At 45.7% G+C, this 18,407-nt stretch carries 10 protein-coding genes; 9 read left to right on the top strand and 1 reads right to left on the bottom strand.

The window, feature by feature from the left end:
- Nucleotides 1-2: 2 nt before the first annotated feature.
- The 6 genes from panB (at nt 3) to HUK38_RS06340 (ending at nt 13,880) form a co-directional block, all read left to right on the top strand.
- Nucleotides 3-806 (top strand): 3-methyl-2-oxobutanoate hydroxymethyltransferase, encoded by an 804-nt coding sequence (gene panB / locus HUK38_RS06315; protein WP_182583479.1) that lies wholly within the window; start codon nt 3-5, stop codon nt 804-806.
- Nucleotides 807-1,872: 1,066 nt separating this feature from the next.
- Entirely contained in the window at nt 1,873-2,037 is a 165-nt protein-coding gene (locus HUK38_RS06320) for a hypothetical protein (protein WP_182583480.1), read from the top strand.
- A 452-nt stretch (nt 2,038-2,489) separates the two neighbouring features.
- A complete protein-coding gene (gene fusA / locus HUK38_RS06325) occupies nt 2,490-4,535 on the top strand; it encodes an elongation factor G (RefSeq protein ID WP_182583481.1) in 2,046 nt (681 codons plus the stop codon).
- A 263-nt stretch (nt 4,536-4,798) separates the two neighbouring features.
- Nucleotides 4,799-9,205: a response regulator gene (locus HUK38_RS06330; protein WP_182583482.1), complete on the top strand. Its 4,407-nt coding sequence runs from the start codon at nt 4,799-4,801 to the stop codon at nt 9,203-9,205.
- 46 nt (nt 9,206-9,251) lie between these two features.
- Entirely contained in the window at nt 9,252-11,336 is a 2,085-nt protein-coding gene (locus HUK38_RS06335) for a transglutaminase TgpA family protein (RefSeq protein ID WP_182583483.1), read from the top strand.
- A gap of 93 nt (nt 11,337-11,429) precedes the next feature.
- Entirely contained in the window at nt 11,430-13,880 is a 2,451-nt protein-coding gene (locus HUK38_RS06340; RefSeq protein ID WP_182583484.1) for a DUF4407 domain-containing protein, read from the top strand.
- A gap of 34 nt (nt 13,881-13,914) precedes the next feature.
- Here the strand turns inward: HUK38_RS06340 and HUK38_RS06345 are convergent, their stop codons facing one another.
- The gene (locus HUK38_RS06345) at nt 13,915-14,649 is read right to left on the bottom strand and encodes a PEP-CTERM/exosortase system-associated acyltransferase (RefSeq protein ID WP_182583485.1); all 735 of its coding nucleotides are present in this window, start codon (nt 14,647-14,649) and stop codon (nt 13,915-13,917) included.
- A gap of 71 nt (nt 14,650-14,720) precedes the next feature.
- Here HUK38_RS06345 and HUK38_RS06350 point away from each other — a divergent pair, with 71 nt between their 5' ends.
- Genes HUK38_RS06350 through HUK38_RS06360 form a run of 3 tightly spaced genes read left to right on the top strand, consistent with a single transcriptional unit; the run spans nt 14,721 to nt 18,316 of the window.
- Nucleotides 14,721-16,028, top strand: coding sequence for a glycosyltransferase family 4 protein (locus HUK38_RS06350; protein ID WP_238787498.1), 1,308 nt, complete (start codon nt 14,721-14,723; stop codon nt 16,026-16,028).
- Between the two features lie 14 nt (nt 16,029-16,042).
- On the top strand, nt 16,043-17,194 hold the full coding sequence (locus HUK38_RS06355; protein ID WP_182583486.1) for a glycosyltransferase family 4 protein: 1,152 nt from the start codon (nt 16,043-16,045) through the stop codon (nt 17,192-17,194).
- A 27-nt stretch (nt 17,195-17,221) separates the two neighbouring features.
- The gene (locus tag HUK38_RS06360; RefSeq protein WP_182583487.1) at nt 17,222-18,316 is read left to right on the top strand and encodes a glycosyltransferase; all 1,095 of its coding nucleotides are present in this window, start codon (nt 17,222-17,224) and stop codon (nt 18,314-18,316) included.
- The last annotated feature ends 91 nt before the right edge of the window (nt 18,317-18,407 follow it).

The raw sequence follows: 18,407 nt of genomic DNA on the forward strand, positions 1-18,407 counted from the left end.
ACATGACCAATGAACGCATCACCGCCGCGGCCTTACTGGCAATGAAACAGCGGCAACAACGCATTGCAGTGTTGACCTGCTACGACGCCAGTTTTGCGCAACTACTTGAAGCGGCCGGAGTCGAGGTGTTGCTAGTTGGCGACTCACTTGGCATGGTGTTGCAAGGACACGACACGACCTTACCCGTCACCCTCGATCACATGGTCTATCACAGCGCCTGCGTCAGCCGCGCCGCACAACGGGCGTTAGTCATTGCTGATTTGCCATTTTTGAGTTTTGCCACGCCCGAGCGCGCCCTCGATGCCGCCGCACGACTCCTCGGCGAAGGCGGCGCACGGATGGTCAAACTCGAAGGCGGTGGTCGCGTCATAGCAACAGTGGAACATTTAACCAACTTTGGTGTACCCGTTTGCGCACATTTGGGATTATTACCACAATCGGTACATCGATTGGGCGGCTTTCGTTATCAAGGCAAGGACAGTGCCACCGCCATCCGCATCGAACAAGACGCGCTGGCATTGCAAGCTGCCGGTGCGCAACTACTTGTTTTAGAATGCGTTCCTGCCGTATTAGCCGCCACCTTGAGCGAGCGCCTGACCATTCCTGTCATCGGCATTGGCGCGGGTAATCGGTGTGACGGTCAAGTGTTGGTTTTGTACGACATTGTTGGCGCAACCGCACAGCGCCCCCCGCGCTTTAGTAAAAATTTTCTCACTGGCACCGGCACCCTACCCGCCGCCATTGCCGCCTATGTCGCAGCTGTCAAATCAGGTGAATTCCCCGGGCGAGAACAGACATTAGCATAAAGCGCAATTGATCCTATTCAATTGTCCATCAAAATTTGCGCTTAATCACTGACATCATAATTGATAGTTCATTGCTGTTTTATTAGCTATGCGGCGGAATTTAACTAACCGTAATCACTGACCAACCCCCGCTCTTCAAACTGTCAACCGTAAGCGGTGAGGCAGTCAATCATCAAACGTCGCACGGCAATTGACATTAACTGGGGTATTTTTATGAAATACATCAGTCAGTTTTTATTAGCCAGCGATCCGCTTACCGTTTTGGGGAAACATCATGCGTTTTCTTAATACAAAAGCGTCAAGTTGTCCAGACATTCATTACAGCGTGCCACCACTAAAACGCTGGAATTTCAATCATACAATCAATCCAAGATAATTTGATTTCAACACGGCAATTAGTCCGCAAACCAAATCGTCATTCCCGCGACAGCGGGCACCTAGAATGCGCCGTCGCTGGACACGGGAATAGTGCGATTTTATGTTAGATTGACTATAGTATTAATCGTGTGACGCATTAAAAGGCGAATATACCATTGGCTCAGGGCGCATGGATTTATGGTTGCTTTATGATGATGTCGCACTAGCAATTAAATTAAAAGTCTGGCGTGATCCATTGCGCGACGGCTCAATTTAATTGGATCAGTATTTAGCGGGATTGGGTTTGTTCAGCGGCTGGTTAATTATGTTTGATCGCCGTTTTAATCAGCCAACAATTGCCGAGCGTACCAGTTCAATTAAATTAAACTAACCCACAAAAACGGTATATTCAAGTGGTGCGGGGGTAATAGCATGAATATAAAACATTTGCCGCTTGGTTGCCGCAAAACGCTAATGTTATCTAATCAAAATCATGCCGTACAATTTGCAGGTTAATTCCCTCGCACCATTGATGGTACGAGGGAATTGTTAATGGCTTAATCAAGCATTGCGCTATAACAAAGAAAATAAATACACTACTTCCCCTTCCCTTTTTTATTAGCCGCCGACTTTTTTGACGGTGGTGAGGGAGGTGTTTTATTTGCTGCTACTGGTGGTGTCACTGCGGGTTTAGGCGCAGTTGGTGTTGATGCAACAGGTGTTGCTGCTGCAACAGGCGATGGTGCCGCAGCCGGAGTTGGTGTTGATGCAACAGGTGTCGCTGCTGCAACAGGCGGTGGTGCCGCAGCCGGAGAGGGTGCAGGTGATACTGCCACACTTGCCGGCGGTGGTTCTGCTGCCACAGGTGGTGTAAGTGATACAGGGGTAGTTGACGCCGGCGTGGTAGTAACACCGCGCACCAGCTCTCTCAAAATATGCGGAATAATGTCAAGCACGTTGCGAATGACCTCTTGATAGCTAAACTTGTGTGTGACGGCGGTGCGCTGCGCGGACATTTGATGTCGACCGCATAACAGCGTCGCGCCATCCATCGCGTCAGGGTCGCGTCAATACGGGTGGGGATCGGGGAATACACGCCCGACCGCCCGCTTCCGTGACCAACTGGCGTCTGGCTATTCTGACAAACTTACGCCGTCAGGGCGACTATTTGCCCACGCCGCCGGCAACGATGGCAAAACCGGCAATTCAGACTGCACCAGCCGCGCCCTGTCCGTTACTATAGCCCTCGCGTAACTGTTTGGTTATTCGCCGTTGGTCATGCAGCAACTGCTGTTTTCACCCTCTTAATCAATTAAGGATTCATTCATGTCTGATTATAATGCAGAGGATATCCGTAATGTCGCCCTTGTTGGTCATGCGGGCGCTGGTAAAACCACGCTCATTGAAGCATTACTCGCCACCACAGGTGTTATTAGCACCCCCGGCAGTGTCGCTAAAGGCACCACCGTATGTGATTATGATGATTTAGCACGCGAATTAAAACATTCAGTTGACGTTGGAATTACCAGCTTTAATGCACACGGCAAACATGTCAATTTAATTGACACCCCGGGCTTTGCTGACTTTCTCGGACGCAGCATTTCCGTATTAAGCGCCGTTGAAACCGTTGCGATTGTCATCAATGCCGAAGCGGGGATTGAATCTGTCGCCCAACGGTTATGGCAAGCCGCCGACCGCCGCCACCTATGTCGCATGATTATTGTGAATAAAATTGATTCACCGCAAGCCAATTTAGCCGAACTCACCCAACAATTGCGCGATACCTTCGGGGCTGAATGTTTGCCAATCAATTTACCCGCTAACGGTGGTCAGCGTGTATTAGATTGTTTTTTTGAACCAGCCACCGATACCACCGATTTTTCTTCGGTAGAAGAAGCACATGGTCACATTATTGATCAGGTGGTTGAAGTAGATGAAAACTTAATGGAGATTTATCTAGAACAGGGACAAGATTTACGCCCTGAACAATTACACGATCCGTTTGAAACCGCCCTGCGTGAAGCGCATTTAATTCCAATTTGCTATTGCTCCGCTGACACCGGTGTTGGTATTAGCGAATTAGTTGAAATCTTAACGCGGCTCATGCCCAATCCTGCTGAAGGTAATCCACCGCCTTTCATGCAAGGCGAAGGTACTGAACAAAAACCGGTTAAAATCAATCCTGACCCGAATCAACACGTCATCGCCCACGTTTTTAAAGTATTAAATGATCCCTATCGCGGCAAATTAGGCATCTTCCGTATTCATCAGGGCAGAATAACCACGAATACTCAGTTATTCATTGGCGATGCGCGTAAGCCCTTCAAAGTCAATCGGTTATTTCGCTTGCATGGCAATGAAATGACCGAAATTAACGAAGGCGTCCCGGGTGATATTTTAGCCGTTGCGCGGGTGGATGACATTCATTTTGACGCCGTCTTACATGATTCACATGATGAAGATCATTTCCATCTATCCAGCATGGAATGCCCCGTCCCACTCTATGGCTTGGCAATTACACCAACTAAACGTGGTGATGAACAAAAACTCACCGACGCCCTGCATAAACTAGAAGCAGAAGACCCTTGTTTTCATATCGAACACAATGCCGCTGCAAATGAAACAGTCATGCGGGGGCTCGGTGAATTGCATTTAAAAGTGCTATTAAAACGGCTCGCAGAACAATTCCACGTTGATGTCGAAACGCATCCGCCGAGTATCCCTTATCGGGAAACCATCACTGCCAAAGCCGACGGTCATCATCGCCATAAAAAACAAACAGGCGGCGCCGGACAATTCGGTGAAGTTTATTTGCGTGTCATGCCACTAGAACAGGATGCGGGATTTGAATTTGCGGACATGACTGTCGGCGGTTCTATTCCCGGTCAATTCATTCCTTCAATTGAAAAAGGTGTCCGCCAAATATTACAAGAAGGCGCTATCGCCGGCTATCCATTACACGATATTCGCGTCGAAGTGTATGACGGAAAATTTCACCCAGTGGATTCTAAAGATATTGCTTTTGCCACTGCCGGCCGCAAGGCTTTTATTGAAGCAGTTGAAAAAGCCAAGCCAGTCATATTAGAACCAATTGTGAAAATTCGTATTGTCGCCCAAGACAGTGCAATGGGTGATTTAGCCGGTGATTTATCCAGCCGCCGTGGCCGTATCAATGGCAGTGAAGCACAAGGTATGGGGCGAATGGCAATTGATGGCGAAGTGCCGTTAGCTGAATTAGAAGGCTATGAATCACGTCTCAAATCCATTACCGGCGGTGAAGGCAGCTATAGCATCGAATTAAGTCATTACGCAGCCGTGCCTGCGAATGTTCAAAAACAACTAAGTGACGCTTTCCATCGCACTGAGGATTAATTTCTAAAACAAACCAGCCCCCTCATCTGATCGTAACATCAATACCGTGCCGCTCGGTGTGGGGGTTGTATGATTGGTATTGTACCAATCAATGGAACAACCTTTATTTACTTATCATTAACACGGTTTAATAGATAAGACTCCCGCAACTGATACGACTGCACCATTATCATTACTCGAACCACCACCCTAGATCACACCATGTCATTATCACCGTCTATGACATGCCATTTGTAACCTAATCATCACTGAGTTGGAAATATATGCCCATTTTCAACGCGACAATCACATTATTAGAACGCCGCCCGTTAAGTCACAAGTTAACATTAGGTTTTACTAGTTTACTATTATTTGCTTTGGTATTAGGTGTACAAAGTTTACATCACCAAAGTATTTTAAATAAAGAACTACAACACCTATACGACCAAGAACTGTTGGGTATTTTTCACATTAAAGAGGCGCAAATTAACCTTGCCACAATGGCGCGCTCATTAAGACAGATTCTCTTATCTTCTGAAACAGACGAACGCAATACTGCTGCACAACAACTAACTGCTGCTGAACAAAAATTGCGTTTAGAAATTGCCTCAGTGCGTCCACGTTTATATCTTGCAAAAGACATTGAACAATTACAACAGCTTCATGGTTTATTAGATACCCATCAACAAGATATTGACCGAATATTGGCGCTCTATCATAAAGACCCAGTGTATGTACCTGTGGCAAGAGAAATGTTGGCATCGGCACAAGTACAACGTACCTTTGATGCCGCACACGATACGCTTGACCGAGTCGCCCATTCCAAAGAAGCGACAGCCCGTGCCGCCGCTGAACAATCCGCTTTATTAGCAAAACGTAATACAAAACACACGATTATTTTATTAGTTGGAGGTGCGCTACTCACTATTTTACTCATTTTGTTAGTGAGTTGTTCTATTCAACGACCAACCCGCAATATCCAAAGAGTTGTTGAAAAATTAGCCGCCGGAGAACTCAATCTCACTATTCCCTATACAGATTATTCTAATGACATTGGTGGTCTAGCGCGTGCAATTGCCATTCTCAAAACCGAAGCGCGTCAAATGGAAGCACAACGTTGGATTAAAACCAACCTAGCAGCATTATCAACTGAATTACAGCAATCCAATAGTTTTTCTGAATTAGCAAGACGGTTTTTATCTTACACTTGCCCACTTTTTCAAGTCGGGCAAGGCGTGTTTTATATCTATGAAGAAGAACATCGGCGTCTACGGTTATTAAGTGGCTATGCCTACCGTGAACGTCAGCAATTAAGCCAGTATTTTTCGATCGGTGAGGGGCTGGTTGGTCAATGTGCTTTAGAACGCATACCTATTATTATTACCGTGCCACCTTCAAATTATATCCAGATTAGTTCTGGATTAGGTGAATTCATTCCTAAGCGTATTATTTTATGGCCAATTCTTTTGCAAGAACGGTTGCTTGGTGTGATTGAATTGGCGGCCTGCGATCAATTTAATGATAACGAACAAGCATTATTAGACGGCGCTATTCCCGTTCTGGCAATGAATTTAGAAATTCTCGAACGCACTACTAAAACTAAATTACTATTAGAAGAAACGCAAAAACAATCAGCAGAAATGGCTCTTCAAGCCGCTAAACTTGAAGCTCAAACACTCGAATTGGAAGCACAACAAGACACTTTAAAAGCAACAGAAGCCTGGTATCGCAGCATTATTGAATCAGCACCAGATGGTATTTTAGTGACCGATGAAAATGGCAAAATTATTTTAGTGAATTATCAAGTTAAGAAAATGTTTGGCTATGTTGATGAAGAAATGTATGGCATCACAATCGAACAATTAATTCCACCTGCATATCGTGATCGCCATGTAACATTGCGCGATCACTATATTCATTCATATAGTCAAAATCAGCATGAAATAAAAGCGCGGGAACAACGCGGTATTCGCCAAGACGGGACTGAATTTCCAATTGAACTGGGATTAGCACGATTACCGACTGTTGATGGGCGCGGCTTATGTATATGCGCCTCGGCGCGTGATATTACTGAACGCAAACACGCTGAAAAAACATTAGCAGAACAACGCGGAACATTACAAAATATTCTCGATCATAGCCCAATTGGCACGGCATTTACTATTAATGGCGTCTTCCGTTTAGTTAATCCATTATTTGCCGAGATGTTTGGTGTCAAAGTCGGTGATCTTGCCGAACAAATTTACCCTTCCGTTGAATTACGAAACCAGTTAATTGATAAGCTCACAACATCTGGGTTTATTCGCAATCAAGAATTACGTCTGCGCAGTGGCAATGAAGAATTACGCGATTATTTAGCAACCTTTTTACCCATGATCCATGAGGGCGAAGCAGGTGTCATGGGATGGCTATTGGATATTACAGATCGTAAGTTGGCAGAACAAGAGATTTTCAAAGCAAAAGAACTAGCAGAAGACGCCACACGCGCTAAAAGTGATTTTCTAGCAAATATGAGTCACGAAATTCGGACTCCTATGAATGCCATTATTGGTATGTCACATCTTGCATTACAAACACAACTAGATAGAAAACAGCGTAATTATATTGAAAAAGTGCATCGTGCCGGTGAAAATTTACTTGGTATTATCAATGATATTCTTGATTTTTCTAAAATTGAAGCTGGTAAAATGACTGTAGAACGAATTGATTTTCATCTTGAAGATGTCATTGACAACTTAGCTAACCTACTCGGTATTAGAGCCGAAGACCGTGCGCTCGAATTATTGTTCCACATTGCGCCAAATATCCCAACGGCGTTAATTGGTGACCCATTACGTTTGGGGCAGGTGTTAATTAACTTAGGCAGTAATGCGTTAAAATTCACCGAGCAAGGTGAAATTGTTGTTGGTGTCGAATTGATTAATTCCACACTCACATCCGCCGAATTACACTTTTGGGTTAAAGATACAGGTATTGGCATGTCGCCCGAACAATGCGAGCGATTATTCCAATCCTTTACACAAGCCGATACCTCCACCACTCGCAAATATGGGGGCAGTGGTTTAGGATTATCAATTTCTCAAAGTTTGGTCAAAATGATGGGCGGCCGAATTTGGGTTGAAAGTGAATTAAATAAAGGCACTTGTTTTCATTTTAATTTAACGTTTGATTTACAAATCAATGCCCCACCTCGGCACATGTTCACTGCAAATGAATTATTAGGCGTACGAGTTTTAGTTGTAGATGATAATGCATCCGCCCGAGAAATTTTATCTACAATGGCGCGCACTTTTGGATTAGAAGTTGATGTGGCAACTAATGGCCAACACGCATTAGAGATGGTTGCCGCCGCTCAACAACACGAATTACCGTATGATTTAGTATTAGTGGATTGGAAAATGCCAATCATAGATGGCGTGACAACTGTCAAAAATTTACAAACAATTTATGGTAGTCATACGCCTGCAGTTGTGATGGTTACTGCTTATGGGCGTGAAGATGCAATTACCTCTGCTGAACAGGTTGGCGCCCATATTAAAGTTGTATTAACTAAACCCATCACGCCATCCACATTACTTGAAGCAATTGCCGAAGCAATGCACAAAGGGATGGTGATTGAAACACGCAACCTTGTGCGCGAAGAATACTATGATAATTCTGTGATGCAACTGCGCGGTGCGCGAGTTTTATTAGTTGAGGACAACGATATGAATCAAGAATTATTACAAGAATTACTCACGCAGGCTGGTATTGAAGTCGTATTAGCAGAAAATGGTCAGGAAGCACTCGACATATTAGCAACGGATAGCCGTTTTGATGGAGTGTTAATGGATTGTCAAATGCCCGTTATGGATGGCTATACCGCAACGCGGGCTATTCGCGCTCGCCCTGAATTAAGTCTCCTACCCATTATTGCGATCACGGCGAATGCGATGGCCGGTGATCGTGAAAAAGCCATTGCCGCTGGCATGTGCGATCATATTGCTAAACCGCTCAATATTCCTCATATGTTCACCACGATTAGTCATTGGATAAAGCCAAAAACTTCGTTGACAACGGCAGTAAATTATTCGCCATTATCAACCACAGTAAACTTACCTGAGTTGACTGGAATTAATAATCAAATGGGGCTTGCAACCTGCATGGGTAAGGTCAATTTATTTAAAAAAATGCTCATTAAATTCTATCATGGGCAAACAGATTTTATTGAAAGGTTTAATGAAGCCTATCATAATCATGATTTAATCACTGCAACTCGTCATGCGCATACATTAAAAGGAACTGCCGGCAATATCGGTGCCCAGCAATTACAGGCGGCGGCGGCGGCGCTAGAAAAAGCCTGTGTTGAAACGTATTCAAGCGGGAATACATCTGTATTGTTAGCAACCACGATTGAAGAACTAAAGACGGTGCTCAGTGCAATTCAAACTCATTTAATATCACCTAATATCGCGTCTAGTTTGCCATCATCAACAGGCTCTTCGATTATATCTGAACAGGCTAAAATAAAAATAGACCAACTCAAAACGTTATTAGCGGATAATGATGCCGATGCGATGATTCTGTCAGAAAAAATCATGTCTCTAGTGCGGGGAACAACTTTAGAAAGTTCGTTGAAAGAAGTGTTGATTGCACTCAACAAATATGATTTTGACAGCGCGCTCACACGCATTAATCAGTTGGACATTTAGCTGCCATGCGACAAGTATCATTAGAATGATATTCTCATCTGTACCAATGAAAACACCCCGTTTTTCTATTCCTGATGTGTGGCAAACCACTGCTATGAGTGGTCTGTTGCTATTGGCAACTATACCGCTCTTGCCATATTTGCACATGGCAGTTATTGTCTTTATTTTAACGGCATTATTATTACGCACCGTGACACTGCGTTGGTCGCAACTCCAACCTAATAAATGGTTATTAGGGTTGTTTGCAATTGCTGGTGTATTGACCGTCGGCGCAAGTTATCTTGCATTAGCTGGGCAAGATGCCGGCACTGCATTTTTACTCACTATGATGGCGCTTAAATCTTTAGAAATTCGTACTCACCGTGACCTGTATGTCTTGTCTGCATTATTGACTTTTTTACTGGTAATTGCGTTTTTATTTGACAGTACACCACTATTCACTGCCTATCTTGTAATAATATTGATCGCAAACATCGTTTTATTAGCCGATATGAATAGCCATTACTCATTAAGATTGGCGCTCATTAAACCGCGTTTGCAATATGCCGGACGTATAACTACTACATTGATTGCCCAAGCCGTTCCGCTTACAATTTTATTGTTTTTTCTATTTCCACGATTAGAAACACCGCTCTGGAGCTTTGGTTTATCCGACACCCGCGCTCGCACTGGTATGTCCGATACATTAGAATTGGGACACATTAGCGAGCTGGTATTATCTGGCGAAATTGCATTTCATGCGCGATTTGAACAACCCCTATCAATTTCCCCAGCACAATTATATTGGCGTGGGCCAGTATTATGGAAAACAGATGGACGTCGCTGGCAACCTGCAACCGAATCACAATTGCGCAGTTCAACAGCAAAATTAGTGGAGACTGCGAACCTATTGAATTATAGTGTCATTTTAGAACCCACCGCGCAACAATGGTTATTTGCATTAGACATGCCATTCACGGCGCCGCCGCATACACGCTTATTACCCGGTGATTTTCGTTTGTTAGCCGATAAACCAATTAACGATGTGCGTGTTTATCAATTACGTTCCGCATTAAACTATCGCATTGATGGTTTAAGCCTAGCGGAACGCACCCTCGCATTACAATTGCCGCCTACAATTACTCCACGAATGCAAGCATTAGCGATGCAATGGCGTACTGAATCACTTGTTGAACATCCGACTGCTAATAAAACAACGATTGATAATGCAGTTGTGACACGCGCCCTGCGCCACTTTAATCAAGAACCTTTTTATTATACCTTGCAGCCCCCACCGCTGGGCGACAATCCCGTTGACACGTTTTTATTTTCTACACGGGCAGGTTTTTGTGAACACTATGCCAGCAGTTTTGTTTTATTGATGCGGCTCGCCGATATTCCAGCGCGTATTGTTTTAGGGTATTTAGGCGCTGAATACAATCCACTTGGTGGGCATTATTTGATTCGTCAATCTGATGCCCATGCGTGGGCGGAAGTGTGGATAGACACACGCGGTTGGGTGCGTATTGATCCCACCGCCGCCATTGCTCCAGAGCGAATTAACGTTGATTCAAGTTTGGCGCAATTAGGCGCAGATGCCCCCGCCCGGTTTAATATCACGCATACTGGAATGTTGCGACTCGCTCATCAATTACGCCTATTCACAGATGCCATTGATGCGGGTTGGAAAAACTGGATTGTCGGCTTTTCTACTAAACGACAACAGCATCTTCTTAGTATGCTGGGCTTGAGTGCGTGGCGTGAAGCAGGGTTAGTTATTATAATGATGACAGGTGGTGCAATTATCATGTTATTGGTGCATGGGTTATTAACACGCCGCCGCTTAAACCCTGATCCAATTGCACAGTGTTATCTCCAATTATGTCAAAAATTAGCACGAGCGGGTTATCCGCGTTTTCCTAATGAGGGACCGCGAGATTACTTGGCTCGTATTGCAATGGTACAGCCACACCTCGCACCAGCGTTAATGAGAATCCAAGCGCTTTATTTGCCATTGCGTTTTGGTAAACCCATTACTGATTCAGGTCAACGTATTGCATTGCAGCAGTTGGTGCGTACAATTCGTCCCCGGCGGGAGAAATCACAATTAACCCACGGGTTAGCGCGAGCAAAACAACATTGTGATCGTTAAAAAGTACAATAAGAAACGCCGTTTCATTTCAACACATCTTTATGATGATGTATGTCACTTACTTTCATCCATGTTTAATCAGTTGTAATCACGATGTCGGAATTAAAATCACCCACAGCACCAGTCTCGATCACCCCGCCACCCGCGCCAAATCATCATTCTTGGTGGCGCACTTGGCGGCAGTGGCCACGGCAGGTGCAACGTTTTCTTCATAATGCTGCCACACGCGCATCCGCCACGTCAGCGGCAACATTCACTGCATTAGACCCGCTTTTATTTCGTATTCCTATTGCTGATTATATTCGCCTGCGCCCTTATGGCAGCAGTTTAGCCACGCCTGCGGTGATTGTTTGGTTAGCCTTTGCATGGGTGATTATTACTTTAATGGCAGGAATTGAAGGGATTGTATGGGGATTTGTCGGCGCATCTATTGTGCCGCAAAACGCCGCTTTATTGCGCCCATTTGCTGGCTTATTCATGTTTGCACTGATGTTTGCCGTGATTTGGATTGTGGATGCTTCATTAGTTATGTCAGAGCGCCCCACGACCCGTGCTGATCATGGTTATATTAACAGCCGTAAAAGCGCAGGTGCACAATTCCGTTGGGGATTTGGTTTAATCATGCGTGTGGCAATTGTGTCAATTTCATTATATGTCACGGCGCCGTTTTTAGCGAAACTCATTCGTGCAGATGATATTGCTAGTTATCATCAACGCCAAGTAGAGCAGTATTACACTCGCCGTGATGCTGAATTACAAGTACAGATTCACCAACGCACTGCATCAATTGAACAGCTCTTTCAAGAACGTGCTGCAATTTTAGAAAGCCGGATTGCACAATTAACTGCTGATTTAACGGCAGTGCGTACTCAACGGGCATCATTGAATAATGAATATGCACCTGAATTATCAGTACTGCGTTCTGAATTAGCTGCCGCACAGCAGCGATTAGGTGATGAATTACTTGGGCGGAATGAACGGCTTGAAGGCTACGGACCTGAGGCGCAGCGTTGGGAGACGCGGGTGAATGCGTTGACAGCGCAATTAGCTGCAAAACAAAAAGAAATAAATGGGCGATTAAATACGGTTGGTACCACGGCAGTTGCCAATCAAGAACAGCAGTTGCAGCAATTAACAACTGAATTATCTGAATTGCGACATAATAAACAAAAACGCATTGATGCGGTGATTGCTGAAATCACTGCACAGCAACCGGAGGCACTACCGCCGCGATTAACTTTTGCTGCTCGCTCTAAAGCATTACAGGCATTGCGAAATAGTCCTGATGAAAGTGGGGTGCCGCATTTTGAAACAGTGGAGGGGTTTGCACAGGCGGCACTAGGGATTTTATTTTTTGCATTAATTGCATTAAAACTATTTGAACCGGCGGCGGTGCGGGCGTATTTCAGTGAAGCATTACAATTTCAATATCGCAAATATCGCCAGGGGGGATTAGCGGATATTCCTGGATTTGAACCACCACAAGCACCGGCACGTTGGTTAAATCCAATTGAGTTTGCGCAATTATGGCAGCGTTATGAAGCGGCGCCTGAAATGTTTTATGCTGATTATGGTTCATTACAACGGCTGCGTGAACCGGTGTTAACTAAGCGTTCCGATCAGGCTTTTGAACAGACATTACAAACGCAACGTCAAGCACATTTAGCGCGTGAAGCCCAAGTTCTTAATCAAAGACGTGAATTAGAATTAGCTGCGTATAAAAGCGAATTGGAATTGCGCACCGCACAATTGCGCACCAAATTAGATGATGAATTGGAAATAGAACGTGAACGGCGGCAGCAAGCATTGGCGGATGAATTGCAGCGAGCGCGGGAGGCGTGGGCATTAGAAAAATTGCGCGAAGATGTGTCATTGCGTGAACGTGAACAGCGTTTTCAACGTGATTTAGAAAAACAGCGGTTGCGGACGCACGAATTAGAACAACAAAAGGATCTGCGCCTGGCAGAATTGCGGCAGGCTGAAATCGAGAATCAACGGCGGCATGAACATGAATTGGCTGAACAGCAAGAAAAATTAACTGAAAAACGCTTACAACAGCGATTAGATCGCTTGCATCAGGAGCACACGCGGTTATATGAACAGGTGGCAATAGAACGTAAAGAACGTGATATGAATCGTGAAATACTCCACCGTTTAGTGCAAGATATTACAGCAATGACCGATCAGGTCAAGAAATTAGAAAGCCAACAAGATGCACGTTATCAGCGCATAGAAACTTTGCGGCAATTAATTGCGAATGATTCATTAGCGGAACCCACCACCGGGTTAGTCAGTATTTGGGGACGCTCCGATAAAACTACCGATAGTGCCGCAGTGAAATTGGCGCGGCGGGAATTAAAAGAATTAGAAAAAACGGCAGCCATTGATGCGGCGCAAATAGAACAATTACATGCTGAAGGACGGACATTGCGGGCGCAACGATTGGCTGCCGAGGATGCGCTGAATGATGCAGATGCACGAGCAGTAGCAACCGAAACGCGCTTGCAATTATTAACAGATACCCTTGATCAACTTTTAATTTAGTTGCTAGGTTGTATTCAGTAAATCAGTGCCAAAATCACGGTGTTTTCTGTAATGAAGTGAGAATAAAATCATACATGCGCAGCATAGTGTCATTCCATGAATTTAAGCATTCTTCAACAGTCATGTGATAGGCTGCCCGCTTGCCGTGATAGTCCATGACTGTTCCAATTTGAACAAAAGGAAACCCTAAACTGTGCATTCGCCGCGCAAAGCGTGGTTCAACCATGACAAACATGTGTTGACGTCCTGATAATGCTAATAATGCAGTTGTTCCGGCCAGAAGTGCCAAACTAATCAATGGAAAAGTGCGGCGCTCTTGTTCCTCAACATGTTCAAGTACACCTAATGGTGATTCACCTTCACCTAAACGCCGGCGGAATGAAGTATGTACTGCAAGGCGTGAGATTTCGGCAATTAAATGACGCGGCACCAATTGCGGGTGACGCTCGGGATGATTCAAGGTATGACCACAATGCCGCTCCAATGGTAGTAATAATGATAGATCAGCGGGCGGCGGTGTAATCATACGCAAACAGCCAGCGGCGGTTTCACTACTACGATGCACCGTTAAGACTTGTTGTGCATCAACATCATAATCATCTTGTTCTAGTCCGCCAGGACAGTTTTCTTCTTGTTCATAATGAAATTCTCGACAATACACATCATACCGTAGCCGGAAAATGCGTTCTTTTAATTCGGGTGTTTTGGCATAAAAAATCTCAAAATATTGCTGGAACTGATCTTCAGCAAATAGCGGGGGAGTAGTCATAACAGCATTCTCCTAGAATGCCAATCGTGTTAGCGTATTAGGCGAAAGTGTGATTTTTGAATAAACAACAGATGAATAACAACGAATTAACTCGCACAGACGTCATGTATTCCACTGAATGCCAATCTCAAATAAGGTTAGGGCGCATTTTATGCGTCACATCAAATTTGCCACGTTGGACAGGTGATAATACCACGCCCTTTGTATTGCATTTAGCACAAGATTTACAAATGCTTGGCTGGGACATCACGGTGATTGCACCTCATGCGCCGGCAGCGGCGGATTTTGAATTACTCGACGGGGTAGCGGTCACACGATTTCATTACGCTTGGCCAGATACATGGCAACAATTGTGTTATCAAGGCGGAGCGCTCATTAACCTACGCCAGCAGCCACTCAATTGGTTAGCACTGCCAACTTTTATTGCCACTGAATGGTGGGCGGTGCTGCGCCAATTGCTCATGTATCGCTACGACATTTTGCATTCTCATTGGATATTACCACAAGGTTTCATTGGAATGTTGGCGCATTATGCGACGCTTCATTCAATTCCGCATATTATCACTGCGCACGGTGGCGATGTGTTTGGATTGCGGAGCGGGCTATTCACTGCCACTAAACGCATTGCGCTGCATTCAGCTAATGCGGTGACAGTGAATAGTTCTATCACTGAACGGGCGGTACGTCAATTAGCTCCGCGTCAGCAGTCAATTCTACGCATTCCAATGGGGGTTAATATCACGCCATTTACAGCGGCAATGAATCAACACGCGGCTGAATTGCGTAATCAACATCGCATTGGACGGGGTCCGTTAATTGTATTTGCCGGGCGATTAATCACAGAAAAAGGCGTTGGTGATTTACTTCATGCACTAGCAGAGGTGCGCCGTGAATTACCTGATATTCGCGCTCTCATACTTGGTACGGGTCAAGAGCAGGCGTTTTTTATTCATTTGGCCGAGCAGTTGCAATTAAATAATTGCGTGACTTTTAGTGGTTGGATTGACCACGATCAATTGCCCGCATATTTCCGTGCTGCCGATATTGTCACTGCACCATCACGCACTGCTGCGAATGGTTGGATGGAAGCGCAGGGATTAAGTGTATTAGAAGCAATGGCGGTGGGGACGCCAGTCATTGCAACAGCGCACGGCGGGTTAATCGATAGCGTGATTGACGGTCAGACGGGATTGTTAATTCCAGAATCCGATCCTACTGCGCTCGCCGCCGCTATTGTGCAATTACACGCTAATCCCGATTTGGCAGCGCGATTCAGTCTTGCTGGCTGCGCCCGCGTGACGGCACGCTATTCGCGTTCGGCCAGTGCCGCGCAATTCTCTCAATTATTCACGCAATTGATGCAACGGTATTCGCGTTAATTCAATTTTCAATTATGCGTATTGCTTACGATCATCAAGCATTTTGCCGTCGTCCATACACGGGTATTTCACGGTATTACACCCGTTTATTTGCACAATTGCCATTGACTGGCGACGATCATGCCCAATTATTTGCGCCGCTACATGTCAACGCGCTATTGGCTGCGATGGATGATGATTTGCCTGTCAATAAAAGCATCACGGCGCATTGGTACCGCCGACATCCTCGTCTCATGCGCCCTTTCATTCGTCATATCAGCGGTCAACTTGCCCGCCGTGCAATTGCCCAGTGGCGGCCGGATGTGGTGCATGAAACCTATTATTCACACCAATCAAGCGCCCCGCCGGGTGTGCCAATTGTATTAACTGTATTTGATTTAATTCACGAACGCTACCCGCATTTATTTCCCTGGTATGACCGCGTGTTAATTGCGAAACGTCATGCTATCGCTCGCGCCACGCACATCATTTGTATTTCAGATGTGACGCGCCGTGATTTGCTGACTTATTACCCGCGCAATCCAGATGACGTGACCGTTATTCACCTTGGCGTTGATCCAGCGCCACCGCGATCTATTCCATTCTCTCAATTACCACCGCAATTATTAAAACACATTAGCCGTCCCTTTTTTTTATTTGTTGGTGAGCGCGGCGGTTATAAAAACTTTGCCGAGTTTATTCGCGCTTTTGCGGCATCTCATCCGTTAAAACACGATTTGCAAATTATTTGCGGCGGCGGCGGGGCGTTCTCGCCCGACGAGCAGCGGCAGTTGCAGCAACTCGGCGTTGCTAAATTTGTGAAGCAATTCAATGGTGATGACGCGCTTTTGCATATGTTATACGCACACGCTACCGCACTGATATATCCGTCGTGGTACGAGGGTTTTGGGCTGCCGTTGCTGGAGGCGATGCAGCACGGTTGTCCAGTGATTGCCAGCAATGCGGCGGCTTTGCCCGAGGTGGCGGGGGCGGCGGCGTGGCTGATTTCGCCGCATGATACCGAGGCGTGGACGGCGGCGCTGGAGACGGTGGCGCAGTCTGAGGCGGTGCGTACTCAGTTACGCACGGCTGGATTTGCGCGTGTGGCTGAGTTCAGTTGGGACTGTTGCGCTGCCGCGACGTTAAAACAATACCGTCAATTGCACCGGCACTGCATTAATCAATAACAGCCGCGTGTTCATAATTAAAAACGCATGAAACTCATTTTTTTAAGCAAGCGCCGGCCGCAAGGCCGTGATTTGTTTATTCAACCTTACGGGCGGTTTTATTACTTGCCTTTGGAATTAGCGCGGCGCGGTCATGACGTGCATCTTCATTTGCTATCGTATGACCGTTCACCGATAGCGCAGCGTGACGTGGAAATAAATCTGCATATTACTACGCACCCGGCGCTATCATTCCCCTGGCAATTGAATAGTTATTACCGCACCCTTGTCGCGTATTGTCATCAACAGCGGCCGGATTGGATCATTGGCTGTTCTGATTTATGGTTCGGCATATTGGCAGTGCATCTCGCTCGTCAATTCAATACCCGCGTTTTAATTGATGCGTATGATAATTTTGAGTCGTATTATCCACCCATTCCAGGGATACGATGGCGATGGCGACGGGCGCTGCGACACGCAACGGCAATGACCGCTGCGGGGCCGCAATTAGCTGATTTATTGAGTCATTCAGCCGGCGGACGCACGGCCGCTGTGTTGCCGATGGTCGCAGATCCGGAATTTTACCCGCAAGATCGCCGCCGTTGTCGGCAATATTTGGGGTTGCCGCTCACATCACCGCTATTGGGTTATACCGGTGCATTGGATGCGCGGCGCAATGTGGCGCAGTTATTTACCACTTATCAAGCGTTATTACCGCATTATCCAACTTTGCAATTGGTAATGTCGGGACGATTGGCGCCGCAAATTCAATTGCCCGCGAATACTATTCATTTAGGCTATTTACCGCCGGAACAGGTGCCACTGCTATTAAATAGTTTAGATGCGGTGTTTGTGATTAACCGTCCAACGGCATTTGGTCATTACGCTTATCCAGTGAAATTGTGCGAAGCAATGCGTTGTCATATTCCCGTGATTGCTACCGCAGTGCGCGGAACAGCATGGATGTTGCGCCATCATCCGCATTGCCTCGTGCCGCCTGATGATTTAACTGCGTGGGTCATGGCGACGCGCCGTGCATTACAAATTGGGCGGTATGATTATGCGGCAGTTGATAATGACAATGACCACTGGGAAGATATTGCCACGCAATTGGAATTATTATTGCAGAGCGCGGGTGTGTGATTTGATCGCAACGCAGTCTTTATTAATCGTTTCTATTCGCCAGCGTGAGAACGATCAAGATTTAATCTGAGAATCCATTATGCCAAGTCAT

The sequence above is a fragment of the Thiospirillum jenense genome (assembly GCF_014145225.1).
In the GTDB taxonomy this organism is placed as follows: domain Bacteria; phylum Pseudomonadota; class Gammaproteobacteria; order Chromatiales; family Chromatiaceae; genus Thiospirillum; species Thiospirillum jenense.

Excerpts from the sequence above, each read along its gene's own strand:
- panB (WP_182583479.1), top strand. The coding sequence starts at position 3 with ATGACCAATGAACGCATCACCGCCGCGGCCTTACTGGCAATGAAACAG.
- HUK38_RS06320 (WP_182583480.1), top strand. The coding sequence starts at position 1,873 with ATGCAACAGGTGTTGCTGCTGCAACAGGCGATGGTGCCGCAGCCGGAG.
- fusA (WP_182583481.1), top strand. The coding sequence starts at position 2,490 with ATGTCTGATTATAATGCAGAGGATATCCGTAATGTCGCCCTTGTTGGT.
- HUK38_RS06330 (WP_182583482.1), top strand. The coding sequence starts at position 4,799 with ATGCCCATTTTCAACGCGACAATCACATTATTAGAACGCCGCCCGTTA.
- HUK38_RS06335 (WP_182583483.1), top strand. The coding sequence starts at position 9,252 with ATGAAAACACCCCGTTTTTCTATTCCTGATGTGTGGCAAACCACTGCT.
- HUK38_RS06340 (WP_182583484.1), top strand. The coding sequence starts at position 11,430 with ATGTCGGAATTAAAATCACCCACAGCACCAGTCTCGATCACCCCGCCA.
- HUK38_RS06345 (WP_182583485.1), bottom strand. The coding sequence starts at position 14,649 with ATGACTACTCCCCCGCTATTTGCTGAAGATCAGTTCCAGCAATATTTT.
- HUK38_RS06350 (WP_238787498.1), top strand. The coding sequence starts at position 14,721 with ATGAATAACAACGAATTAACTCGCACAGACGTCATGTATTCCACTGAA.
- HUK38_RS06355 (WP_182583486.1), top strand. The coding sequence starts at position 16,043 with ATGCGTATTGCTTACGATCATCAAGCATTTTGCCGTCGTCCATACACG.
- HUK38_RS06360 (WP_182583487.1), top strand. The coding sequence starts at position 17,222 with ATGAAACTCATTTTTTTAAGCAAGCGCCGGCCGCAAGGCCGTGATTTG.